The sequence below is a fragment of the Klebsiella sp. 64 genome (assembly GCF_018223915.1).
GTDB lineage: Bacteria > Pseudomonadota > Gammaproteobacteria > Enterobacterales > Enterobacteriaceae > Klebsiella > Klebsiella pneumoniae.
Genome location: NZ_JAGRQZ010000025.1, coordinates 19,088 through 40,266, shown reverse-complemented (window position 1 = coordinate 40,266; position 21,179 = coordinate 19,088). Strand labels below are relative to the sequence as shown.

At 57.1% G+C, this 21,179-nt stretch carries 24 protein-coding genes and 1 tRNA gene (1 of these 25 cut by a window edge); 14 read left to right on the top strand and 11 right to left on the bottom strand.

Annotated elements, in window-relative coordinates:
• The first annotated feature begins 8 nt into the window (after nucleotides 1-8).
• On the top strand, nucleotides 9-905 hold the full coding sequence (locus KHQ23_RS17115) for an HlyD family secretion protein (protein ID WP_004143835.1): 897 nt from the start codon (nucleotides 9-11) through the stop codon (nucleotides 903-905).
• A complete protein-coding gene (locus KHQ23_RS17110) occupies nucleotides 905-2,929 on the top strand; it encodes an FUSC family protein (RefSeq protein ID WP_002907754.1) in 2,025 nt (674 codons plus the stop codon). Before KHQ23_RS17115 ends, KHQ23_RS17110 begins: the two co-directional genes overlap by 1 nt.
• Here KHQ23_RS17110 and sodC read toward each other — a convergent pair.
• The 3 genes from sodC to KHQ23_RS17095 form a co-directional block, all read right to left on the bottom strand.
• Nucleotides 2,922-3,443 carry a superoxide dismutase [Cu-Zn] SodC gene (gene sodC, locus KHQ23_RS17105; protein WP_004184268.1) on the bottom strand — a complete coding sequence of 174 codons (522 nt, stop codon included), beginning with the start codon at nucleotides 3,441-3,443 and terminating at the stop codon, nucleotides 2,922-2,924. The genes KHQ23_RS17110 and sodC overlap by 8 nt on opposite strands.
• A 69-nt stretch (nucleotides 3,444-3,512) precedes the next feature.
• A complete protein-coding gene (locus KHQ23_RS17100) occupies nucleotides 3,513-4,409 on the bottom strand; it encodes an aldo/keto reductase family oxidoreductase (protein ID WP_002907760.1) in 897 nt (298 codons plus the stop codon).
• A gap of 48 nt (nucleotides 4,410-4,457) precedes the next feature.
• A complete protein-coding gene (locus KHQ23_RS17095; RefSeq protein ID WP_004189722.1) occupies nucleotides 4,458-4,700 on the bottom strand; it encodes a DUF1289 domain-containing protein in 243 nt (80 codons plus the stop codon).
• Between the two features lie 139 nt (nucleotides 4,701-4,839).
• Between KHQ23_RS17095 and KHQ23_RS17090 the strand changes: the two genes are divergently transcribed.
• The 4 genes from KHQ23_RS17090 (at nucleotide 4,840) to rnt (ending at nucleotide 7,861) form a co-directional block, all read left to right on the top strand.
• Entirely contained in the window at nucleotides 4,840-5,439 is a 600-nt protein-coding gene (locus KHQ23_RS17090; RefSeq protein WP_004175857.1) for a TetR/AcrR family transcriptional regulator, read from the top strand.
• A 53-nt stretch (nucleotides 5,440-5,492) separates the two neighbouring features.
• Nucleotides 5,493-6,590 (top strand): alkene reductase, encoded by a 1,098-nt coding sequence (locus KHQ23_RS17085; RefSeq protein ID WP_032434644.1) that lies wholly within the window; start codon nucleotides 5,493-5,495, stop codon nucleotides 6,588-6,590.
• 78 nt (nucleotides 6,591-6,668) lie between these two features.
• A complete protein-coding gene (gloA, locus tag KHQ23_RS17080; protein ID WP_002907764.1) occupies nucleotides 6,669-7,076 on the top strand; it encodes a lactoylglutathione lyase in 408 nt (135 codons plus the stop codon).
• Between the two features lie 137 nt (nucleotides 7,077-7,213).
• Nucleotides 7,214-7,861, top strand: coding sequence for a ribonuclease T (rnt, locus tag KHQ23_RS17075; RefSeq protein WP_002907766.1), 648 nt, complete (start codon nucleotides 7,214-7,216; stop codon nucleotides 7,859-7,861).
• A 47-nt stretch (nucleotides 7,862-7,908) separates the two neighbouring features.
• Here rnt and KHQ23_RS17070 read toward each other — a convergent pair whose 3' ends face one another.
• Complete coding sequence (locus KHQ23_RS17070; protein ID WP_002907768.1) at nucleotides 7,909-8,256, bottom strand: Grx4 family monothiol glutaredoxin; 348 nt, start codon at nucleotides 8,254-8,256, stop codon at nucleotides 7,909-7,911.
• Between the two features lie 340 nt (nucleotides 8,257-8,596).
• Between KHQ23_RS17070 and KHQ23_RS17065 the strand changes: the two genes are divergently transcribed.
• Nucleotides 8,597-9,469, top strand: a complete 873-nt coding sequence (locus KHQ23_RS17065; RefSeq protein WP_004151204.1) for a C40 family peptidase — start codon at nucleotides 8,597-8,599, stop codon at nucleotides 9,467-9,469.
• Here KHQ23_RS17065 and KHQ23_RS17060 read toward each other — a convergent pair.
• A complete protein-coding gene (locus KHQ23_RS17060; protein WP_004212764.1) occupies nucleotides 9,424-9,909 on the bottom strand; it encodes an AraC family transcriptional regulator in 486 nt (161 codons plus the stop codon). The genes KHQ23_RS17065 and KHQ23_RS17060 overlap by 46 nt on opposite strands.
• A 469-nt stretch (nucleotides 9,910-10,378) precedes the next feature.
• On the opposite strand from KHQ23_RS17060, the gene sodB reads away from it, so the two are divergent.
• Complete coding sequence (sodB, locus tag KHQ23_RS17055) at nucleotides 10,379-10,960, top strand: superoxide dismutase [Fe] (RefSeq protein ID WP_004202885.1); 582 nt, start codon at nucleotides 10,379-10,381, stop codon at nucleotides 10,958-10,960.
• A 58-nt stretch (nucleotides 10,961-11,018) separates the two neighbouring features.
• Here sodB and KHQ23_RS17050 read toward each other — a convergent pair whose 3' ends face one another.
• Together KHQ23_RS17050 and KHQ23_RS17045 are read right to left on the bottom strand one after the other, a co-directional pair.
• On the bottom strand, nucleotides 11,019-12,188 hold the full coding sequence (locus KHQ23_RS17050) for an MFS transporter (RefSeq protein ID WP_004212762.1): 1,170 nt from the start codon (nucleotides 12,186-12,188) through the stop codon (nucleotides 11,019-11,021).
• Nucleotides 12,189-12,355: 167 nt separating this feature from the next.
• A complete protein-coding gene (locus KHQ23_RS17045; RefSeq protein WP_002907776.1) occupies nucleotides 12,356-12,448 on the bottom strand; it encodes a YnhF family membrane protein in 93 nt (30 codons plus the stop codon).
• A 292-nt stretch (nucleotides 12,449-12,740) separates the two neighbouring features.
• On the opposite strand from KHQ23_RS17045, the gene purR reads away from it, so the two are divergent.
• Nucleotides 12,741-13,766, top strand: coding sequence for an HTH-type transcriptional repressor PurR (gene purR, locus KHQ23_RS17040; RefSeq protein ID WP_002907778.1), 1,026 nt, complete (start codon nucleotides 12,741-12,743; stop codon nucleotides 13,764-13,766).
• Here purR and punR read toward each other — a convergent pair.
• Nucleotides 13,693-14,697, bottom strand: coding sequence for a DNA-binding transcriptional activator PunR (punR, locus tag KHQ23_RS17035; protein ID WP_004184276.1), 1,005 nt, complete (start codon nucleotides 14,695-14,697; stop codon nucleotides 13,693-13,695). The two genes, purR and punR, sit on opposite strands and share 74 nt — an antisense overlap.
• 112 nt (nucleotides 14,698-14,809) lie before the next feature.
• Between punR and punC the strand changes: the two genes are divergently transcribed.
• Both punC and cfa read left to right on the top strand, forming a co-directional pair.
• On the top strand, nucleotides 14,810-15,991 hold the full coding sequence (punC, locus tag KHQ23_RS17030) for a purine nucleoside transporter PunC (protein WP_004184277.1): 1,182 nt from the start codon (nucleotides 14,810-14,812) through the stop codon (nucleotides 15,989-15,991).
• A 292-nt stretch (nucleotides 15,992-16,283) separates the two neighbouring features.
• Nucleotides 16,284-17,432: a cyclopropane fatty acyl phospholipid synthase gene (gene cfa / locus KHQ23_RS17025; RefSeq protein WP_002907788.1), complete on the top strand. Its 1,149-nt coding sequence runs from the start codon at nucleotides 16,284-16,286 to the stop codon at nucleotides 17,430-17,432.
• Between the two features lie 36 nt (nucleotides 17,433-17,468).
• On the opposite strand, the gene KHQ23_RS17020 is transcribed toward cfa, so the two are convergent.
• Nucleotides 17,469-18,104: a riboflavin synthase gene (locus KHQ23_RS17020; RefSeq protein WP_002907792.1), complete on the bottom strand. Its 636-nt coding sequence runs from the start codon at nucleotides 18,102-18,104 to the stop codon at nucleotides 17,469-17,471.
• A gap of 229 nt (nucleotides 18,105-18,333) precedes the next feature.
• On the opposite strand from KHQ23_RS17020, the gene mdtK reads away from it, so the two are divergent.
• Together mdtK and asr are read left to right on the top strand one after the other, a co-directional pair.
• On the top strand, nucleotides 18,334-19,707 hold the full coding sequence (mdtK, locus tag KHQ23_RS17015) for an MdtK family multidrug efflux MATE transporter (protein WP_047694742.1): 1,374 nt from the start codon (nucleotides 18,334-18,336) through the stop codon (nucleotides 19,705-19,707).
• A 175-nt stretch (nucleotides 19,708-19,882) separates the two neighbouring features.
• Nucleotides 19,883-20,176, top strand: coding sequence for an acid resistance repetitive basic protein Asr (asr, locus tag KHQ23_RS17010; protein WP_032420419.1), 294 nt, complete (start codon nucleotides 19,883-19,885; stop codon nucleotides 20,174-20,176).
• A 140-nt stretch (nucleotides 20,177-20,316) separates the two neighbouring features.
• On the opposite strand, the gene KHQ23_RS17005 is transcribed toward asr, so the two are convergent.
• Both KHQ23_RS17005 and KHQ23_RS17000 read right to left on the bottom strand, forming a co-directional pair.
• Entirely contained in the window at nucleotides 20,317-20,895 is a 579-nt protein-coding gene (locus KHQ23_RS17005) for a TIGR00730 family Rossman fold protein (protein ID WP_004200138.1), read from the bottom strand.
• 5 nt (nucleotides 20,896-20,900) lie between these two features.
• A partial coding sequence (locus KHQ23_RS17000; protein WP_211777055.1) for a hypothetical protein occupies nucleotides 20,901-21,179 on the bottom strand: 279 nt, incomplete at its 5' end.
• Nucleotides 21,150-21,179 (top strand) — tRNA-OTHER (locus tag KHQ23_RS16995); it runs 74 nt beyond the window's last position. The two genes, KHQ23_RS17000 and KHQ23_RS16995, sit on opposite strands and share 30 nt — an antisense overlap.

Here is a 21,179-nt window from a genome sequence, read left to right as displayed (position 1 = left end):
TCCCTGTTATGAAAAGATTAAAATATCTGTCAACGCTGCTGGTCGCGGCCGTCGCCCTGATTGCCGCATGGTTGTTATGGAATTTCTACACTCAGTCACCCTGGACCCGCGACGGCAAAGTGCGCGCCGAGCAGGTTGGGATCACCCCTCAGGTCTCCGGCAGTATTCTGCAGTTGAACGTAACCGATAACCAACGGGTCAAAGCCGGGGAAGTATTGTTTACCATCGACGACACCCCCTATCGCATCGCGGTGCTGAACGCCCAGGCGCAGCTGGCGAAAGCCCAGGCGGAGGTGGCGAAAGCGCAGGCGGAGCAAAGCAAGGCCGCCAGCGAGGCTCGCCGTCGCCGAAGCCTGTCGCAAAATGCCATCTCGGCTGAAGACCTTGAGAACGTCAATACCGCCCTGAATACCGCCACCACCACCCTGGCTGCCGCCAGAGCGGGGGTCGGCGTAACCGAAGCGGCGCTGAAACATGCGCAGTGGCAGCTCAGCCAGACGGTTGTCAAAGCGCCGGTGGATGGCTGGGTGACCAACCTTTCCACCCGCGTCGGTGATTACGCTACCACCGGCCATCCGGTTTTTGCCCTGGTGGACAGCCACTCGTTTTACGTGCTGGGCTACTTCGAAGAGACCAAACTGCGCCACATTCGCATCGGCGATCCGGCACAAATTATTCTCTATAGCAATCAGCAGACGCTAAAGGGCCATGTCGCGAGCATCGGCCGCGCGATTGTCGACCAGAGCGTGGAACAGGGAACCGGGCTGGTGGCCAACATCAAACCAAATATCCCCTGGGTTCGTCTCGCCCAACGCGTTCCGGTGCGAATTGCCTTTGATACGCTGCCGGCCGATGTCACCCTGGTCTCCGGCACCACCTGCACTGTCTCAATTGGCGGGCAGTAATGAACCTGCAGACCCTGTCGTGGCGCGCACTCCCCTGGGTTAAAGCCACCCGGCCGCAGTGGCGGTACGCATTGCGCAACGGCATCGCGATGTGTCTTGCGCTGAGTATCGCCTATGCGCTGGATCTTGATGAGCCCTACTGGGCGATGACGTCCGCGGCGGTGGTCAGCTTTCCCACCGTCGGCGGCGTGATCAGTAAAAGTTTTGGCCGCATCGCAGGCAGCCTGCTCGGCGCCTGCGCCGCCCTGCTGCTTGCCGGTCATACACTCAACGATCCCTGGCTGTTTCTGTTCAGTATCTCCGGCTGGCTGGCGCTCTGCACCTGGGCCTGCGCCCTGTTCACCAACAACGTCGCTTATGCCTTTCAGCTGGCGGGCTATACCTGCGCCATCATCGCCTTTCCGGTGATTAACATCAGCGACAGCTACGAGCTGTGGGTCATCGCCCAGTCGCGCGTCTGCGAAGTCATCGTCGGGATCCTCTGCGGCGGGCTAATGATGATGATCCTGCCAAGCACCTCCGACGGCAGCAACCTGCTGACGGCCCTGAAAACCATGCACGCCCGGCTGCTGGAGCACGCCAGCCTGCTGTGGGTGCCGGAGACGACGGATGCCATTCGCACCGCCCATGAGAGCGTGATTGGCCAGATCCTGACCATGAACCTGCTGCGTATCCAGGCCTTCTGGAGCCACTACCGTTTCCGTCGGCAGAATCCTCTGCTGAACTACCTCCTGCATCAGCAGCTCAGAATGACCAGCGTCATCTCCAGTCTGCGACGGATGCTGCTGAACTGGCCTGACGCGCCGGCGAACACTCGCCAGGTACTGGAGTCGCTGCTCGCCGAGCTCGCCACCCCTCATGCCGACAGCTATCACGTTGCGCGGATCCTGGCGCCGCTGGCGCCGCGGCAGGATGCCGATTACCGGCACATCGCTTTCTGGGCGCGATTGCGCTATTTCTGTCGCATTTACCTGGAGAGCAGCCGCTGGATCCGCCGCGTTGAAAATGCCTCGGCGATCGCCGAGTTCAATGTGCCCGCCGCCCCGCCGTTAGCCCGCCATACCGATCAGGCGGAGGCGTTGCTCAACGGTGTCCGTACCTTTTGCGCGCTGGTGGCGATTGGCGCATGGGGGATCAGTACCCAGTGGACCAGCTGCGCGGCGGCCCTGACCCTGGCCTCCATCTGCTGCGTGCTCTACTCCGTATCCGCCTCGCCGTTTCGCTCGCTGACATTGCTGATGCAGACTCTGGTCCTGCTGTCGCTATTCAGTTTCGTAGTGAAGTTCGGCCTGATGGTGCAGGTAACCGACCTGTGGCAGTTTCTGCTGTTCCTGTTCCCGCTCCTGACCACCATGCAGTTACTCAAACTGCAGTGGCCCAAATACGCCGGCCTGTGGGGACAGCTTATCGTCTTTATGGGCTCGTTTATCGCCGTCACCAACCCGCCGGTGTACGATTATGCGGCCTTTTTCAATGATAATTTGAGCAAGATTGTCGGGGTAGGCTTTGCCTGGCTGGCCTTTGCGGTACTGAGTCCGGGCTCTGACGCCCGCAAAGGGCGACGCCATATCAGAGCGTTACGGCGTCACTTTGTCGATCAGCTCAGCCGTCATCCTCAGCACAGTGAGCATGAATTTGAATCGCTGGTATATCACCACGTCAGTCAGCTCAGCCAGAGTAAGGATGCCCTGGCGCGCCGCTGGCTGTTGCGTTGGGGCGTCGTGCTGCTCAATTGCTCGCACGTCGTCTGGCAGCTTCGCGAATGGGAAACCCGCTCCGATCCTCTCGCCCAGGTGCGCGACCTGTGCATCAACCTGTTACGCGATGTGATGAGCGAGCGCGGCGTGCAGCAGCGTCCGCTGGCCTCCACCCTGCAGGAGCTGCAGCGGATCTGCGACGCCCTGAACCACCATCATCAGCCGGCGGCGCGGGAACTGGCCGCCGCGATTTGGCGACTGTACTGCGCCTTGTCGCAGCTGGAACAGGCCCCGGTGGCCGGCACAATTGGCGAAGGAACTACTTAATCACCCCGCAGGCAAACCGTTCGCCGCCGCCGCCCAGCGGCTGCGGACTGTCGGCCATGTTATCCCCGCCTACGTGGACCATCAGCGCTTTCCCTTTCACCTCCGCCAGCGTTTTCAGGCGCGGAGCAATAATCGGCTGGTCGGCTACGCCCGCATCGTTGACCACCAGCAGGGGCAGGTCGCCAAGATGCCCGGCCCCCAACGGCCCTTCGTGTTTGCCGGTATGCTGCGGATCGTAATGTCCGCCCGCCGCCCCGGCGGCCACGGCTTTACCTTCTTTCATCGCCGGCTGGCAGCTGCCTTCGGCATGAATATGAAACCCGTGCTTACCCGGCGGTAGCGCCCGCAGAGTGGGGGCGAACTCGAGTCCGCGGTCGGTTTCGGTGATTTTGACGCTGCCGATGGTCTGACCGACGCCCTGGGTGGTCACGAGATTAAGTTGCACATCTTCACTAACGGCCTGTGCGCCAGCGCAAAATGCGAGGGATAAGATCGCGAGAATACATCGTTGCATAACACCTCCGGATGGCTGTCTCCCTGTTAAGTGTAAACCAGGAACGCCTTTCCGGAGGGGAAATGCCCGTTACGGTACGTCGTACCCGAGCGCGGCTTTACGGATGCGGAACCACTGCTGACGGGTCATGCTGAGTTTTTCAGCCACAATCGCCGAGCGCACGCGCTCGATTTTGCCCGAGCCAATAATCGGCAGCGGCTGCGACGGCAGACGCAGCACCCAGGCATAAACTACCTGTTCGATGCTGTCGGCGTTAAGCTCGTGCGCCACCTGCGCCAGCTCATCGCGCAGCGCCTGGAAGCCCTCTTCGTTAAACAGGCGACCACCGCCAAGACAAGACCACGCCATCGGACGAATACGCAGTTGCTGCAGCTGATCGAGAGTACCGTCGAGCAGCAGCGGCTGATGCACCGGTGAAATTTCGACCTGGTTGGTGGCCAGGGTAAACGGCAGACGTGACTGCAGCAAGGTGAACTGGGCGGGGGTAAAGTTCGAGACGCCAAAATGGCGCACTTTACCGCTGTGATGCAGCGCGAGAAAAGCCTCGGCTACCTCGTCGGCGTCCATTAGTGGGTCCGGCCGGTGGATCAGCAGCAAGTCGAGATGGTCCGTCGCCAGATTACGCAGCGATTGCTCGGCGCTGAGCACGATGTGATCGCGGTCGGTAATGTAGTGGCCAATGGTGTTCTCAGCGCGCGCCCGGGTGGCGATACCGCATTTGCTGACGATTTCCATCCGGCTACGCAGATGCGGCGCTCGCTTCAGCGCTTCGCCAAAGGCAGCCTCACACTGATAATCGCCATAGATATCGGCGTGATCGACGGTGGTTACGCCTAAATCGAGATGCTGCTCAATAAAGCTGACCAGCTCGCCAGGCGACATTTTCCAGTCCATCAGACGCCAGTAGCCCATCACAAAACGTGAAAATTCCGGCCCCTGGGGAGCCATAGCAATACGCTGAACCATAACCGCTTCCTCAATAAAAAAGTGCTCTGAGTATACGTAATTTTTGGCTTAAAACAGTGAGGGTTGCTGCGGTTCTTCCGCCGGCTCCGGCCTGTTCGCGCGTATTTTGCGAAGCAGCCGTTGGCGGCAAAGACGCAAAACCTCCTGTTTCTGCGCATCGCTCATCGTTTGCCAGTTAAAACGTTCCTCACGGCTGCGGAAACAGCCGCGACAGTAGCCGCGCTCATCGGTCTGACATATTCCCCGGCACGGGCTCTGCACCGGGAAAAATTCTAACTGCTCTGCCACCACACGCCTCCTGTCCCCTCGTCTCCTTTCATTGAAGACGTTTCCCCGCGCCGACGCAAATTTTGTTCACTACGTGCTGCGTCAGCTAACATTTTTCCGCCGACGCTTGCATTAGACCAATCGGTCTACTACAGTGTGCAGCATGAACAGACACAGCGATTGCGATACCCGAGAACATATCCTGGCCACCGGCGAGCAGCTTTGCATGCATCGCGGTTTTACCGGAATGGGCTTGAGCGAACTTCTGAAGACGGCGGAGGTGCCCAAGGGCTCCTTCTACCACTACTTTCGCTCTAAGGAAGCCTTCGGCGTCGCGCTGCTTGAACATCACTACACCGGATATCTGCAGCGCCTGGTGGACCACTTCGATCATGGCGACGGTAACTATCGCGATCGCCTGCTGGCCTACTATCAGCACACGCTGAATCAGTTCTGCCAGCAGGGGATTATTAGCGGGTGTCTTACTGTCAAGCTATCCGCGGAGGTTTGCGATCTGTCGGAAGATATGCGCGCCGCCATGGATCGCGGAGCCAGCCAGATTATCGCCCTGCTGGGCGACGCGCTGGAGAAAGGACGTCAGGAAGGCAGTCTCGCATTTGACGGCGAGGCCATGACCCTGTCGCAGGTGCTGTATTCCCTGTGGCTCGGGGCCAACCTGCAGGCCAAAATTACGCGTAGCGCAACGCCGCTGGAAAGCGCCCTTGCCCACGCCAAACAGATTATTGCGGCGCCTGCGGTATAACAGGCGTTTTTATTTCATCAGTTACTAGACGACCGGTCTACTCAGGAGTCACTATGTCGGAAGCAAAATTATTCAGCCCACTGAAAGTCGGTGCGGTCACCGTCCCTAATCGCGTATTTATGGCGCCGTTGACGCGTCTGCGCAGCATTGAGCCGGGCGATATCCCTACTCCGCTGATGGGCGAATACTACCGCCAGCGCGCCAGTTCCGGGCTGATCATCACCGAAGCGACGCAGATCTCCGCGCAGGCCAAAGGATACGCCGGCGCGCCTGGGCTGCACAGCCCGGAGCAGATTGCCGCCTGGCAGAAAATCACCGCCGGCGTTCATGCCGAAAATGGTCATATCGCCGTCCAGCTGTGGCACACAGGCCGAATTTCCCATAGCAGCCTGCAGCCTGGCGGCGCCGCCCCGGTAGCGCCTTCCGCGCTGAGCGCGGGCACCCGTACCTCACTGCGTGACCAAAACGGCCACGCCATTCGCGTCGACACCTCAATGCCCCGCGCCCTGGAAACCGCAGAGATCCCAGGGATCGTCAACGATTTCCGTCAGGCGGTCGGCAATGCCCGTGACGCCGGCTTCGATCTGGTTGAGCTGCACTCAGCCCACGGCTATCTGCTGCACCAGTTCCTCTCGCCATCGGCGAACCAGCGTACCGATCAGTACGGCGGCAGCGTGGAGAACCGTGCCCGTCTGGTGCTGGAAGTGGTTGACGCCGTGAGTCAAGAGTGGAGCGCCGAGCGCATTGGCATCCGCGTGTCGCCGATTGGCAGCTTCCAGAATGTGGATAATGGCCCGAACGAAGAAGAAGACGCGCTGTATCTGATTAGCGAGCTGGCGAAACGCGGTATCGCCTATCTGCACATGTCCGAGCCGGACTGGGCGGGCGGCAAACCTTACAGTGAAGCTTTCCGTCAGAAAGTCCGCGACCGCTTCCCGGGGGTGATCATTGGCGCTGGCGCTTACACAGTAGAAAAAGCCAACGATCTTATCAATAAAGGGCTGATTGATGCCGTGGCCTTTGGCCGCGATTACATCGCCAACCCGGATCTGGTGGCTCGCCTGCAGAAAAAAGCGCCGCTTAACCCGCAACGCCCGGAATCCTTCTACGGCGGCGGCGCGGAAGGCTACACCGATTACCCGACTCTGTAATCCCTCCATTGATAGCGGCGACGTATCGCCGCTATACTCAACGTTCTGATCTATCAAATAAACTGCATAGGGGACATTATGCGCTTACTCCACACCATGCTGCGCGTTGGCGACCTGCAACGTTCTATCGACTTCTATACCAACGTGTTGGGCATGAAGCTGCTGCGCACCAGCGAAAACCCGGAGTACAAGTACTCCCTCGCCTTTGTCGGCTACGGCGAAGAGAGCGAAACCGCGGTGATCGAACTGACCTACAACTGGGGCGTGGACAGCTATGAGCTGGGCACCGCCTACGGCCATATCGCGCTGAGCGTCGATAACGCCGCCGAAGCCTGCGAACGGATCCGTCAGAACGGGGGCAACGTCACCCGTGAAGCCGGGCCGGTAAAAGGCGGCACCACCGTCATCGCCTTCGTGGAAGATCCGGACGGTTACAAAATCGAGCTCATTGAAGAGAAAGATGCCGGCAAAGGTCTGGGCAACTAACGCTTCCCCACGCTGGCATATTTAATGCCATGTCTCGCCCGGGCGCTACGGCGCCCGTTGTTTTCACCCCTGCCTGCTGCAAGCCGCGGCAAAATTTGCCATAATGCGCGCTACTTTTTTCCAGCTAAGAGAATCTGATGTCCGAGAACGCTCAACTGAATGGTCTGTGCGACCGTTTCCGCGGTTTTTATCCGGTGGTGATCGATGTTGAAACCGCAGGATTTAACGCCAAAACCGACGCCCTGCTGGAGATCGCCGCCATTACGTTGAAGATGGATGAGCACGGCTGGCTGATGCCCGATGAAACGCTGCATTTCCATGTTGAACCTTTCGAGGGCGCCAATCTGCAGCCCGAAGCGCTGGCTTTTAACGGGATTAACCCGCATGACCCGCAGCGCGGGGCCGTCAGCGAATACGATGCCCTGCATGCCATCTTCAAAATGGTGCGCAAAGGGATGAAAGAGAGCGACTGCAGCCGGGCAATCATGGTGGCGCACAATGCCACCTTTGACCACAGCTTCACCATGACCGCCGCCGAACGCGCGGGACTTAAACGCAACCCTTTCCATCCGTTTGTTACCTTCGACACCGCCGCGCTAAGCGGGCTGGCGCTGGGCCAGACGGTGCTGTCGAAAGCCTGTATTGCCGCGGGTATGCCGTTCGACGGCGCGCAGGCTCACTCCGCCCTGTATGATACCGAGCAGACGGCGCAGCTGTTTTGCGAGATCGTGAACCGCTGGAAGCGTCTGGGCGGCTGGCCGCTGCCCGTAGCCACCCCGGAGTGATAAAAAAAGCGACTTCCAGGAAGTCGCTTTTTTACTGATGGCGGGAATTACTCCGCTTTTGGCTCGTCGGTATGGTACTTTGCCGCCGTCTCTTTGATCAGCTGCTGCAGTTCACCGCGCTGGTACATTTCGATGACGATATCGCAGCCGCCCACCAGTTCACCGTCTACCCAAAGCTGCGGGAAAGTCGGCCAGTTGGCGTATTTAGGCAGCTCGGCGCGGATATCCGGGTTCTGCAGGATATCAACGTAAGCAAAACGTTCGCCACAGGCGGACAGCGCCTGAACGGCCTGGGCAGAGAAACCGCAGCTTGGCAGCTTCGGCGACCCTTTCATGTATAACAGGATCGGGTTTTCAGCGATTTGGCGTTGGATCTTTTCTAAAGTCGAGCTCATTGTCGTGCTTCCTTAAACTTCTTTCTACGGCAGTAACTTGTCATTGTAGCGTCCTGTAGGCAGGACGGATAATAACATTTTTTTCACTATTCATATTTTATCTTCTGTTGCGCGAAGTTGCCTTAAAAATATCACTTTGCGATCGCAGGCGGGCACTCATTGCGCATTTTCTGTGCGAGGCGGTCAATGTCTGACGCGTTTTCTTGCAATCGTTAACCAATCGACATTTTTGATACAAAAGAATATTAACTTTCCGGCTTTTTATGCTTTAGAATCATTCCGGTTTGTCATTCATCGTCAGGCATTTGTACATGTCTGTAATTAATCAGGGGATTGCTCAGTGGCGCGGCTAAACAAAATCGCGATATCGCTCTGTGCATTACTGTTCACGTCTATCTCATTCACGCCACTGGCTCAGGCATCAGGGCATACGCACGCCTCCGCTTCGCCAAAAGCGTTGCCCGCGAAAAGTGGCTCAGAGCGCAAGAAAAAAGCAACCAGTCAAAAAACTAAAACCACCGCTAAAACCACCAGTAAAAAGTCCTCGCGCACCCGGCTCCCTACCCGCACTACCGCAGCAAGCCAAACCGCACTTCATCGTCAGGCCGCCGGCGCGACGAAAAAATGCGTGCTGCGTAAAGGTTATAAAAAGCAGTGCGCGAAAACGGTCGCCGCCAGCGCCGAGCCGACCCTGGCGCTAAACAGCGTCAAAAGCAAATGCGTGGTGCGCAAGGGCTATAAAAAACGCTGTAAGCCCGAGGCCAGCGAAGCGAATTTAACGATCGCCGACGCCCACAAGGTCCGGGTGCAAAAAGCGCAAAGTACCGCGATGAACAAACTGATGGGCCAGTTGGGTAAACCCTATCGCTGGGGCGGCACCTCGCCGCGCACCGGGTTTGACTGCAGCGGGCTGGTCTATTACGCCTATAAGGACCTGGTCAAGATCCACATCCCGCGTACGGCCAACGAAATGTACCACCTGCGCGATGCGCGTCCGGTGGATCGTGATGAACTGCAGAGCGGCGATTTAGTCTTCTTCCGCACCCGCGGACGGGGCGCTGCCGACCATGTCGGCGTCTACGTCGGCAACGGAAAATTCATTCAGTCGCCGCGCACAGGTCGTGATATTCAAATCACCTCCCTGAGCGAGGATTACTGGGTTCGCCATTATGTCGGCGCTCGTCGCGTCATGACGCCGAAAACCATTCGCTGATCCCGGTCTGCCGCTGCGGCGGCAGACCGCCTCTCCTGCTCGATCTCCATCCCCACCCGCAAGGGATATTGCAGATTGCTCTCTTTGCCCGGCGTATCACGACGATAGCGGGTCGGCGACATGCCAAAGTGACGGTGAAAGGTCCGGCAGAAAGCGGCTTGTCCCTCGTATCCCAGGCACTGAGAAATACTCTGTATCGACGCCTGCGTCTGCGTTAAATAGATTGTCGCAATCGTCATCTTTCGTCGGCTGACGTAGCTCGCCAGCGTGCAGCCCGTTACCATGGCGAATTGTCGCTGGAAGTACCAGTGTGAGTAGCCGGACTTTTTCGCAATCGCGCTCACCGACAGGGTGTCGAAAATATGTGCTTCGATCCAGTCAACAATCCCCTGCACCACCGGGATCATTTTCGCGCTCACCACCTCATCTGTTTTTGCCATCGTCGTCATCCTGGGGAAATTACTGCTGGCGGCTATATTTGTCATACAAATTAAAAAATAGACAATGAATTATTGGCATAGCGACGATTGCCTGAGCGCATATTTTTATTAATCGTTTGATATTAAAGTTTTATTTTTTGTTCAGCGCATTGCGTGACAGCGGCGAAGCAGAGTAGTTAATTGCCATGCGAGTTCGCAAATCCGCAGAGGGCATCTCCTTATACATGGTTGCAACAATTTTGGCGGCTTATTGCCCACTCCTGCAGAAAACGGTTAAGCCTTCACCACATGCACCGGAGATAATAGCCTTTATCGTTGTAAGGCTTTTCACTGCTTGCGGCAAATGTTAACATTCTCAATACAATAACACGCCCGGGACGCGACAGCGTCGGGCGGTCAGAACACGATTCAGGTGAAAACCTCATCCTGTCAATGTGAGATAAAACAAAAAGTTATAAGGAGAGTAGCAATGTCGTTTGAATTACCTGCATTACCATATGCAAAAGACGCCCTGGCGCCGCACATTTCCGCAGAAACCCTGGAATATCACTACGGTAAACACCACCAGGCGTATGTCACTAACCTCAACAACCTGATCAAAGGCACCGCATTCGAAGGGAAATCGCTCGAAGAGATCGTCCGCACCTCTGAAGGCGGTGTTTTCAATAACGCGGCGCAGGTCTGGAACCACACCTTCTACTGGAACTGCCTGGCACCGAACGCCGGCGGCGAACCGGAAGGCGAGCTGGCTGCCGCTATTGCCAAATCCTTCGGCAGCTTCGCTGAGTTTAAGGCCAAATTTACCGACGCCGCAGCGAAAAACTTTGGCGCTGGCTGGACCTGGCTGGTCAAAAATGCCGACGGCAGCCTGGCTATTGTCTCCACCAGCAACGCCGGTACCCCGCTGACCACCGACGCCAAGCCGCTGCTGACTGTTGACGTCTGGGAACACGCTTACTACATCGACTACCGCAACGCCCGTCCAAGCTATCTGGATCACTTCTGGGCGCTGGTTAACTGGAAGTTTGTTGCCGCTAACCTGGCCGCATAAACGACAAACCGCAGCTGGGTCCCCCCGGCTGCGGTTTTTTTAGCGCTTTCCCACCCGTTTATGACTGACTAGCAAAGGCCTCTTCCGGCTGCGCTCGTCCGCTAAACCAGACCAGCAGCAGCGCCAGACCGGCAATGATCGCGCCCATCACCGGCACAAAAGCGTATCCCAGTCCGCCAGAGATCACCGCCCCACCGGCGGCGGCGCCCAGCGCGTTGCCGAGGTTGAACGCGCCGATATTCACCGAAGAAGAGAGCCCCGGCGCCTCATGCGCTACGCGCATAACCCGCATCTGCAGCGGCGGAACCACCGCAAAGGTTGCTGCGCCCCAGACAATCATGCTGATGGCCGCCCCGGCCTGGGATTGCGCCAGCAGCGGGATCGCCAGCATGATCGCCATCAGCAGCAGCAGAAAGCCCTTCAGCGTGCCGGAGACCGACCGGTCAGCAAATTTGCCGCCCAGATAGTTGCCTAGCGAAAAACCGACGCCAATCAGCACCAGCATCGCGGTTATAAACAGCGATGAAGCGTGGGTCAGCGTATTGAGCACTGGCGAAATGTAGGTATACAGCGTAAACATCGCCCCGGCGCCCAGCACGGTGGTCAGCAACGCGGAGAGCACCTGCGGGCGCAGCAGGACAGAAAGCTCTTTTTTGACATCAGGACGTTCCCCCGCGCTGCCCTTCGGCAGGGAGAACCACAGGCTAACCATCGCCAGCAGGCCTAATCCCGCAGTAGCAAGGAAGGACATCCGCCAACCGATGGTTTCGCCAAGCCAGGTGGCCGCCGGCACGCCGCCAATGTTGGCGATGGTCAGGCCCATAAACATAGTGGCTACCGCGCTGGCCTGCTTATGCTTTGGCACGACGCTGGCCGCCACCACCGATCCCAGGCCGAAAAAAGCGCCGTGGTTGAGGCTGGTAATAATCCGCGACAGCAGCAGCGTGGTGTAATCCGGCGCGATGGATGACAACAGGTTGCCGACGGTGAAGATCCCCATCAGAAAAATCAGCGCATTGCGCCGTGCGCGATGCGACAACAGCAGCGTCATCAGCGGTGCGCCGACCATGACGCCGATGGCATACGCACTGATCAGCATTCCCGCTACCGGTATCGAGACGTCCACACCTTTCGCAATCACCGGCAGCAATCCCATCGGGGAGAACTCGGTGGTACCGATGCCAAAGGCGCCGATCGCCAGCGCAAGTAAAGGAAAGTTGATTTTCATTCAATGACTCCATCAGACCGTCAGAGAGGACGGCGTAACATCAGAAGTCAAAAGCATGACATCAATCACAAAAAAACAAAAGTGAACGAAATGACAAAAGATTTTTGCAGAATTGATAATAATAGCGGGATATGGGGAGGAAGCGGCGCTCCTCCCTCAGCGAAACATTAGTGCAGTATGGCGGTCAGGCTGAAAGCGACAATCACGCCGAGAGCAATAATCGTGGTGATCAGCGAAAACTTTAAATTGGTATCCATCATTTTTCCCTCTTGTTATCCCCACACCAAAAGTGAGCTTGCTCATTTTTGCACAAAAAATCGCAAAAATCTTCCGGGATTTAGGGCGATGCACATTTTTGCTCTTCCACTTTGCCCCAAGATCGGACAAAATCCCACGCTAATTTAAAAGCGTATCGGCCATTGACCCCTTCCTGTCGTTCTGTGTCGTTTTCCCGACGTGATGCAATGTTGAAAATTGTATTCAGGGTGTGTGTAGGCAAACGTTTACGTATCGATGATCAGGCGATCAGGTCAAGGCATGGAGTGAGATGTAATGGCAACTATTAAAGATGTAGCGAAACGCGCAAACGTTTCCACTACAACTGTGTCACATGTAATTAACAAAACCCGTTTCGTTGCCGAAGAGACGCGTAATGCGGTATGGGCGGCGATCAAAGAGCTGCACTACTCGCCGAGCGCCGTGGCGCGCAGCCTGAAAGTCAATCACACCAAATCGATTGGCCTGCTGGCGACCAGTAGCGAAGCCGCCTATTTCGCTGAAATTATTGAGTCCGTTGAAAAGAGCTGCTTCCAGAAGGGCTATACTCTGATCCTCGGTAACGCGTGGAACGATCTGGAAAAACAGCGCGCCTATCTGTCGATGATGGCGCAAAAGCGCGTAGACGGTCTGCTGGTGATGTGTTCCGAGTATCCGGATTCGGTATTGAGCATGCTGGAAGAGTACCGCCATATCCCGATGGTGGTGATGGACTGGGGCGAGGCGAAAGCCGACTTCACCGATGCGGTGATCGATAACGCCTTCCAGGGCGGCTATATCGCCGGACGCTACCTGATTGAACGCGGCCATCGCGAAATCGGCGTGATCCCGGGCCCGCTGGAGCGCAACACCGGCGCGGGGCGACTGGCCGGCTTCATGCAGGCGATGAAAGAGGCGCATATCAGCGTGCCGGAAAACTGGATTGTGCAGGGCGACTTCGAGCCGGAGTCCGGCTACCGCGCAATGCAGCAGATCCTAAACCAGCAGCACCGCCCGACGGCGGTCTTCTGCGGCGGCGATATCATGGCGATGGGCGCTATCTGCGCGGCGGATGAAATGGGACTGCGGGTGCCGCAGGACATTTCGCTGATCGGTTATGATAATGTGCGCAACGCCCGCTATTTCAGCCCGGCGTTAACCACCATTCATCAGCCGAAAGATTCCCTGGGCGAGGCCGCATTTAACATGCTGTTGGATCGTATCGTCAACAAGCGTGAAGAGTCGCAGTCTATCGAAGTGCACCCTCGTCTGGTTGAGCGCCGCTCGGTAGCGGATGGCCCGTTTGTCGATTATCGTCGTTAAGGCATCTGGCGGGCGCGGATCTCTCCGGCGCCCGCAGCCACTCCCGATTCAGCGTGTCGCTGTCCCCCAGATAGTCAAGCATCCAGTTCAGCGCCGGTGAGGCATCGTTCTGCTGCCACGTCAGGCAGCAGGCGGCATCCGGGAACGGATTTTCCAGCGCCAGCGCAGTCCACTCGCCGCGATCTATCCATGGACGGGCGAAATGGCTCGGCACCATGCCGACGCAGAGTCCTGCCGACAAACAGGTTGCTGATGATTCCCAGTCAGGGACGACTACCCTCTTCTGGTTATCCAGCAACCATGTTGTCCGTTTAGGCAACGAGCGCGAGGTATCCTCCCGCACCAGCGACGGCCAGTTACGCAGGACGTCGTCGCTCAGGGGTCCATCCATCTTTGCCAGCGGATGATCGCTCGCCACCACGCAGTCCCAGCTCAGCATCCCCATATCGCGGAACGCATAGCGACCGCCGACCGGAATAGATCGCGTTGCGCCAATCGCCAGCTCAACGCGGCCGTCGGCCAGCGCATCCCATACACCATTGAATACTTCCTGAAAGACGATCAGTTCGACGTCGGGAAAATGGCGATAGAAGTCGACGATCATCTGACGCATCCGCGCCGGTTTCACAATATCATCCACTGCGATCGACAACTGTCCGCGCCAGCCGTTCGCAATTTGCTGACACTGCTGGCGGGTGATCTGCATTTTTTTGATAACAGAGCGCCCTTCCTGTAAAAACCAGACCCCGGCGGGGGTCAACTCCACATCACGATGGCGACGCTCAAATAAGGGAACGGCGAGCCACTCTTCGAGCTGACGCACGGTATAGCTGACCGCGGAAGGCACCCGGTGAAGCTCCTGCGCGGCCGCGCTGAAGCTGCCGTTACGGGCGACGGCATCAACCACTTCCAGAGAGTATTCAGACCACATTTTCTGCCTGCAAAATTTTTGAATGCATGTGACAAATATTAGCGTTTCACAAGCCACAATGCACTCCCTACACTCTGCGGCATCGTACCTGTACACCAACTATGAGAACGTTATGTCACAACCCGGGAAAGGATTTTTAGTCTGGCTGGCCGGCCTGAGCGTGCTGGGCTTTCTGGCCACCGATATGTACCTGCCGGCGTTTGCCGCCATGCAGCAGGATCTCAACACCTCCGCCGCCTCCATTAGCGCCAGCCTGAGCCTGTTCCTCGCCGGCTTCGCGCTGGGCCAGCTGTTCTGGGGACCGCTGTCGGACCGCTATGGACGTAAACCGGTGCTGCTGGGCGGCCTGGCGATTTTCGCGGCCGGCTGTCTGGGGATGCTGTGGGTGCACAACGCCACCCTGATGCTGGCGCTGCGCTTTCTGCAGGCGATTGGCGTCTGTGCCGCGGCCGTTACCTGGCAGGCGATGGTCGCCGATTACTATCCTGCCCAGCGCACGAACCGCATCTTCGCCACCATTATGCCGCTGGTAGGACTGTCGCCGGCGCTGGCCCCGCTGCTGGGCAGCTGGCTGCTGGTGCACTTCGAGTGGCAAGCCATCTTCGCCACCCTGTTCGCCATCACTCTGCTGCTGATGCTGCCTGCCCTGCGCCTGAAGGCAGCCGCGAAGTCAGTAGTAGTGACGCAGCAAAAGATCACCTTTCTCGCGCTGCTGCGCTCCCGGGAATACAGCGGCAACGTCCTGATCTACGCCGCCTGTTCCGCCAGCTTCTTCGCCTGGCTTACCGGTTCACCTTTTATCCTGCATGAAATGGGCTATGGCCCAACCGCTATCGGCCTGAGCTATATTCCGCAGACCATCGCCTTTCTGGTGGGAGGCTATGGCTGTCGCGCGCTGCTGCAGAAATGGTCCGGTCAACAGATGCTGCCGTGGCTGCTGGTGATTTTTGCCGTCAGCGTAGCCGCCACCTGGCTGGTGGGCCTGCAAACCCATGCCTCGCTGGTGGCGTTAATGATCCCGTTCTGCATGATGGCGGTGGTCAACGGCGGGATCTACCCCATCGTGGTTGCTCAGGCGCTGAAGCCTTTTCCGCAGGCGACCGGCCGCGCGGCGGCGCTGCAAAATACCCTGCAGCTTGGCCTGTGCTTCCTGACCAGTCTGCTGGTATCCGCGCTGATCGCCACGCCGCTGCTGACCACCACCAGCGTAATGCTGGTTTCGATTGGCTTAGCCGGAATAGGCTATCGCCTGCAGCAGACGCCGGAGCTGACACCCCACTCTTCCCACGCGTAATGCCCGTCGCCAGGGCCCGGACCAGTCGTTAGCATGCTAAGAAATTTTTATTGAAAGCCAGTACTTAGCGTCCTATACTGGATCCGGGTTCACATAAATAGAAAATAGTTACAGATTAACGGATGCAGGATGCCTCCGTTTCACCATGGAAGGCCTTTCGGCAAGGGTTATCTCCCTTCCTCTGTTTACGTCGGATAGCGACTTCACGGATTATCCGTGAGATTTCTCACAAAGCCAAAAAAGCGTCTACGCTGTTTTAAGGTTCTGATCACTTGGGCGTGATGGAGAAGCTATGAGTTCATCGTGTATAGAAGAAGTAAGTGTACCAAATGATGACTGGTACCGGATTGCAGCTGAATTATTAGGCCGTGCGGGAATTGAAATCAATGGCTCCGCGCCGTCCGACCTGCGGGTTAAAAATCCTCTCTTTTTTAAACGGGTTTTGCAGGAAGGTTCGCTGGGTTTAGGCGAAAGCTATATGGACGGCTGGTGGGAATGCGAGCGTCTGGATATATTCTTCCACAAGGTGTTACGCGCCGGGTTGGAAAAGCAGCTCCCACACCATTTCAAAGACACACTCCGCATCGCAGGCGCTCGTCTGTTTAATCTACAAAGTAAAAAACGTGCCTGGATTGTCGGTAAAGAGCACTACGACCTCGGCAACGATCTCTTCAGCCGGATGCTTGATCCCTATATGCAATATTCCTGCGGTTACTGGAAAGAGGCGCAGAGCCTCGAGGCCGCCCAGCAGGCTAAGCTGGATCTCATCTGCCGCAAACTGGAGCTGGAGCCAGGCATGCGGGTACTGGATATTGGCTGTGGATGGGGCGGTCTCGCCGAATATATGGCGCGAAATTATCAGGTCAGCGTCGTGGGTGTAACCATCTCCGCCGAGCAACAAAAAATGGCCCAGGCGCGCTGCGCCGATCTCGATGTAGAGATTCGTCTCCAGGATTATCGCGATCTGCACGACAGCTTTGACCGCATCGTCTCCGTTGGCATGTTTGAGCACGTGGGGCCGAAAAATTACGCTACCTACTTTGAGGTTGCCGACCGTAATTTGAAACCCAACGGCCGCTTTTTACTGCACACCATTGGTTCCAAGGTCACCGACCATAACGTTGACCCGTGGATCGATAAATATATCTTCCCGAACGGCTGCCTGCCTTCCGTGCGTCACATTGCCGAAGCCAGCGAGAAGCACTTTGTGATGGAAGACTGGCACAACTTCGGCGCCGATTATGACACGACCCTGATGGCCTGGTATGAGCGTTTCCTCGCCAGCTGGCCGGAAATTGCCGATAACTATTCTGAGCGTTTCAAACGCATGTTTACCTATTATCTGAACGCCTGCGCCGGCGCCTTCCGCGCCCGCGACATTCAGCTCTGGCAGGTGGTGTTCTCGCGCGGTATTGAACATGGACTGCGCGTCGCCCGTTAAATAACACTCCCCCGCTTATCGGCGGGGGATTTTATTTCAGGCTTCATTGACCTTAGCCGCCATCTCTTTCGCGGCCAGCACGCGTTCGACCGTATCGACAACCGCCTGGGTCTGCGGATCAATCTCAATATTGACGCGATCGCCCAGTTTTTTTGCTCCCAGGGTGGTCCGCTGCAGCGTCTCCGGAATAAGATGCACGCAGAAACGGGTCGCCGTCACCTCACCCACCGTCAGACTAATGCCGTCAATACCGATGAATCCTTTATAGAGGATGTATTTCATCAGCGTTGGATCCTGCACTTTAAACCAGATCTGACGGTTATTTTCGGAAGTCAGAATCTTCACGATTTCCGCGGTGGTCATAATGTGGCCGGACATTAAATGCCCGCCGATTTCATCACTAAATTTCGCCGCTCGCTCGACGTTCACTTCATCGCCGACCTGAATATCGCCAAGATTGGTAATCCGCAGCGTCTCTTTCATCAGATCGAAGCTGATGCGCGCGCCGTTGATTTCGGTCACCGTCAGGCAGCAGCCGTTGTTGGCTACCGAGGCGCCGGTTTCCAGCCCCTCCAGCATATGTGCCGGTAACTCAACCACGTGAGTGCGAAAATTGGGTTTATCATCAATGGAGACCACTTTCGCGGTTCCCTGAACAATACCAGTAAACATGTTTGGCTCCTGTTGAAAATCATGACGGTATCATTACCGCTTTCGCTATCGGGAACAATAACAGGAGGGCAAAGCGGTTGCCAGCGCGCTTCGTGCCTCGACTCTTTTTTCACTGGCTTAATAGCCAATCCTCGCTACAATAGACTGGAAATTCCTCATTTTTATCCCCTTGCTGCCAGTTACGGCGGCTTTTTTAGTCTCAAAATAACAACAATTCGAAGGTGTTCACGTGCAGAAGTATTTCGTTGAAGCGCGTCAGTTATTAGCTCTGGCTATACCCGTCATCCTTGCGCAGGTAGCGCAGACGGCGATGGGTTTTGTCGATACCGTGATGGCGGGTGGCTACAGCGCCACGGATATGGCCGCCGTGGCCATCGGGACCTCCATCTGGCTGCCGGCGATCCTCTTCGGCCACGGCCTTCTGCTGGCGCTGACCCCGGTGGTGGCGCAACTTAACGGATCCGGGCGGCGGGAGCGTATCGCGCCGCAGGTGCGTCAGGGCTTCTGGCTGGCCGGCTTTGTCTCGGTGCTGATCATGGTCGTGCTGTGGAACGCCGGATACATCATCAGCTCCATGCATAACATCGATCCGCTGTTGGCAGAGAAGGCGGTTGGCTACCTGCGCGCGCTGCTGTGGGGCGCGCCGGGCTATCTGTTCTTCCAGGTCGCCCGTAACCAGTGTGAAGGGCTGGCAAAAACCAAGCCCGGGATGGTCATGGGCTTTATTGGATTACTGGTCAACATTCCGGTGAACTATATTTTTATCTATGGTCATTTCGGCATGCCCGAGCTGGGCGGCGTCGGCTGCGGTGTGGCGACGGCCTCCGTTTACTGGGTGATGTTCGCCAGCATGCTGTGGTGGGTGCGCCGGGCGCGTACGATGCGCGATATCCGCTGCGTCGAGCGCTTCAGCGGCCCTGATTTTGCCGTCCTGTTACGGCTGGTGCAGCTGGGGCTGCCCATTGCTCTGGCGCTGTTCTTTGAAGTCACTCTGTTTGCCGTCGTCGCGCTGCTGGTCTCCCCGCTCGGGATCATTGACGTCGCTGGTCACCAGATCGCGCTTAATTTCAGCTCGCTGATGTTCGTTCTGCCGCTGTCGCTGGCGGCGGCGGTCACCATTCGCGTCGGCTTCCGCCTTGGCCAGGGCTCAACGATCGATGCCCAGGTTTCGGCCCGCACCGGCGTGGGCGTGGGGATCTGCCTGGCAGTATTTACCGCTATCTTTACCGTCCTGATGCGTAAGCAGATTGCGCTGCTGTATAACGATAATCCCGAAGTGGTGACGCTGGCCTCGCACCTGATGCTGCTGGCAGCTATCTATCAGATCTCCGACTCTATTCAGGTGATCGGCAGCGGCATTCTGCGCGGCTATAAAGATACGCGGTCTATCTTTTTCATTACCTTTACCGCGTACTGGGTGCTGGGTTTGCCGAGCGGCTATCTGCTGGCGCTGACCGATATGATTGTGCCCCGCATGGGACCTGCCGGTTTCTGGTGCGGATTTATCATCGGTCTGACCTCCGCCGCCATCATGATGATGCTGCGGATGCGTTTTCTGCAGCGCCAGCCTTCCAGCACCATCTTACAGCGCGCTGCGCGCTAACTTGTCTAAGCCCGCCGCTCCGGCGGGCTTTTTCGTTCTTCGCTATAACGGCGCGTTGTACATTCCGTTACTCCCTGACACCAAAGACTCACTGATAGCCTCCCGGCAGGCGCTTATAGTGTTGCCAACAGCCCCGCAGTGGGGTTACTCAAGAAACCAAGTCGAGGATTTCAGAATGAAAAAAGTATTAGCTCTGGTCGTTGCCGCTGCTATGGGTCTGTCATCAGTTGCTTTCGCTGCCGATGCGGCAAGCACCACCCCGAGTGCAGCAGCCAGCCATACTACCGTTCACCATAAGAAACATCACAAAGCGGCCGCGAAACCGGCAGCCGAGCAGAAAGCGCAGGCGGCGAAGAAACACCACAAAGCCGCTGCAAAACCGGCTGCTGAGCAAAAAGCCCAGGCTGCAAAGAAACATCATAAAGCGGCACACCACGCAGCTAAACCGGCGGTTAAACCGGCGGCATAATGGTCAGGGCGTTAAGGTGATAAACCGGCGCTGAACAGCGCCGGTTTTTTTTCAGGAGGACATCATGCTGCAACGCTATCGCTTCGAATTGCTGCTGTTACTGCTCATCGTCTGCGCGCTGTTTACCCTGCGCTTGATGTTTAAATAGCTGGCTGCTGAACCCATTTACGGGCCGGCGGCGTATAGTCGCGAAAACCGGCGATAATCTCGTCTGCCGAGGTAGCGAACGGCAGCATTTCCGCGTAGCGCGGGTGCATAAACCCTTCCTGTACCATGTTATCGACCATCGCCTGAAGCGGATCGTAATAACCCTTAATATTCAGGAACGCGCACGGTTTCTCATGGATCCCCAGCTGCGCCCAGGTCCATTGTTCGAAAATCTCCTCGAGCGTCCCCGCCCCGCCCGGCAGGGCAATAAAGCCATCCGCCAGCGCCGCCATTTTGGTTTTCCGCTCGTGCATATCCTCGACCACATGCAGCTCCGTCAAGCCGCGGTGGGCAATTTCCCGCTCCACCAGGCCGCGCGGCATCACGCCGATCACCACGCCACCGGCCTCCAGCGCCGCATCGGCGACCGCCCCCATCAGACCAACTTTGCCGCCGCCATAGACAAGCGCCAACCCCTGCTGCGCCAGCGTACGTCCAACCAGACGGGCGGTTTCGAGGTACAGCGGATGTTCGCCAGCTGAAGAACCGCAAAAAATACCAATCGATTTCATCTTCGTTATGACTCCTTCTCTTCTGGTGGCCGATAATTTAACACATCGGCAACCCTTCCGCGCAGGTTTGGACTGCCTGAAAAATGAGAGCCGTGATGCTCGCTGGCGAAGAAATATCCTTGTGGTTCAGTAAAATATATCCGGAATGAGTAAAAGTTCCGCAATCGCATGCAATGTGCAAGAAAAGTGACGTTTACCTCTTGCCACATCCCCTCCCTGCCGCTAATATGCGTCCCCGTTGTCACCACAACATTGCGTTCGTAGCTCAGTTGGTTAGAGCACCA

What these genes read in the sequence shown, in the direction of transcription:
- asr (WP_032420419.1), top strand. Translation starts at nt 19,883, where the DNA reads ATGAAAAAAGTATTAGCTCTGGTCGTTGCCGCTGCTATGGGTCTGTCA.
- KHQ23_RS17060 (WP_004212764.1), bottom strand. Translation starts at nt 9,909, where the DNA reads ATGGCAAAAACAGATGAGGTGGTGAGCGCGAAAATGATCCCGGTGGTG.
- purR (WP_002907778.1), top strand. Translation starts at nt 12,741, where the DNA reads ATGGCAACTATTAAAGATGTAGCGAAACGCGCAAACGTTTCCACTACA.
- KHQ23_RS17110 (WP_002907754.1), top strand. Translation starts at nt 905, where the DNA reads ATGAACCTGCAGACCCTGTCGTGGCGCGCACTCCCCTGGGTTAAAGCC.
- sodC (WP_004184268.1), bottom strand. Translation starts at nt 3,443, where the DNA reads ATGCAACGATGTATTCTCGCGATCTTATCCCTCGCATTTTGCGCTGGC.
- KHQ23_RS17085 (WP_032434644.1), top strand. Translation starts at nt 5,493, where the DNA reads ATGTCGGAAGCAAAATTATTCAGCCCACTGAAAGTCGGTGCGGTCACC.
- punC (WP_004184277.1), top strand. Translation starts at nt 14,810, where the DNA reads ATGTCACAACCCGGGAAAGGATTTTTAGTCTGGCTGGCCGGCCTGAGC.
- KHQ23_RS17045 (WP_002907776.1), bottom strand. Translation starts at nt 12,448, where the DNA reads ATGATGGATACCAATTTAAAGTTTTCGCTGATCACCACGATTATTGCT.
- KHQ23_RS17100 (WP_002907760.1), bottom strand. Translation starts at nt 4,409, where the DNA reads ATGGTTCAGCGTATTGCTATGGCTCCCCAGGGGCCGGAATTTTCACGT.
- gloA (WP_002907764.1), top strand. Translation starts at nt 6,669, where the DNA reads ATGCGCTTACTCCACACCATGCTGCGCGTTGGCGACCTGCAACGTTCT.
- sodB (WP_004202885.1), top strand. Translation starts at nt 10,379, where the DNA reads ATGTCGTTTGAATTACCTGCATTACCATATGCAAAAGACGCCCTGGCG.
- KHQ23_RS17090 (WP_004175857.1), top strand. Translation starts at nt 4,840, where the DNA reads ATGAACAGACACAGCGATTGCGATACCCGAGAACATATCCTGGCCACC.
- KHQ23_RS17070 (WP_002907768.1), bottom strand. Translation starts at nt 8,256, where the DNA reads ATGAGCTCGACTTTAGAAAAGATCCAACGCCAAATCGCTGAAAACCCG.
- KHQ23_RS17115 (WP_004143835.1), top strand. Translation starts at nt 9, where the DNA reads ATGAAAAGATTAAAATATCTGTCAACGCTGCTGGTCGCGGCCGTCGCC.
- rnt (WP_002907766.1), top strand. Translation starts at nt 7,214, where the DNA reads ATGTCCGAGAACGCTCAACTGAATGGTCTGTGCGACCGTTTCCGCGGT.
- KHQ23_RS17005 (WP_004200138.1), bottom strand. Translation starts at nt 20,895, where the DNA reads ATGAAATCGATTGGTATTTTTTGCGGTTCTTCAGCTGGCGAACATCCG.
- cfa (WP_002907788.1), top strand. Translation starts at nt 16,284, where the DNA reads ATGAGTTCATCGTGTATAGAAGAAGTAAGTGTACCAAATGATGACTGG.
- KHQ23_RS17050 (WP_004212762.1), bottom strand. Translation starts at nt 12,188, where the DNA reads ATGAAAATCAACTTTCCTTTACTTGCGCTGGCGATCGGCGCCTTTGGC.
- KHQ23_RS17020 (WP_002907792.1), bottom strand. Translation starts at nt 18,104, where the DNA reads ATGTTTACTGGTATTGTTCAGGGAACCGCGAAAGTGGTCTCCATTGAT.
- punR (WP_004184276.1), bottom strand. Translation starts at nt 14,697, where the DNA reads ATGTGGTCTGAATACTCTCTGGAAGTGGTTGATGCCGTCGCCCGTAAC.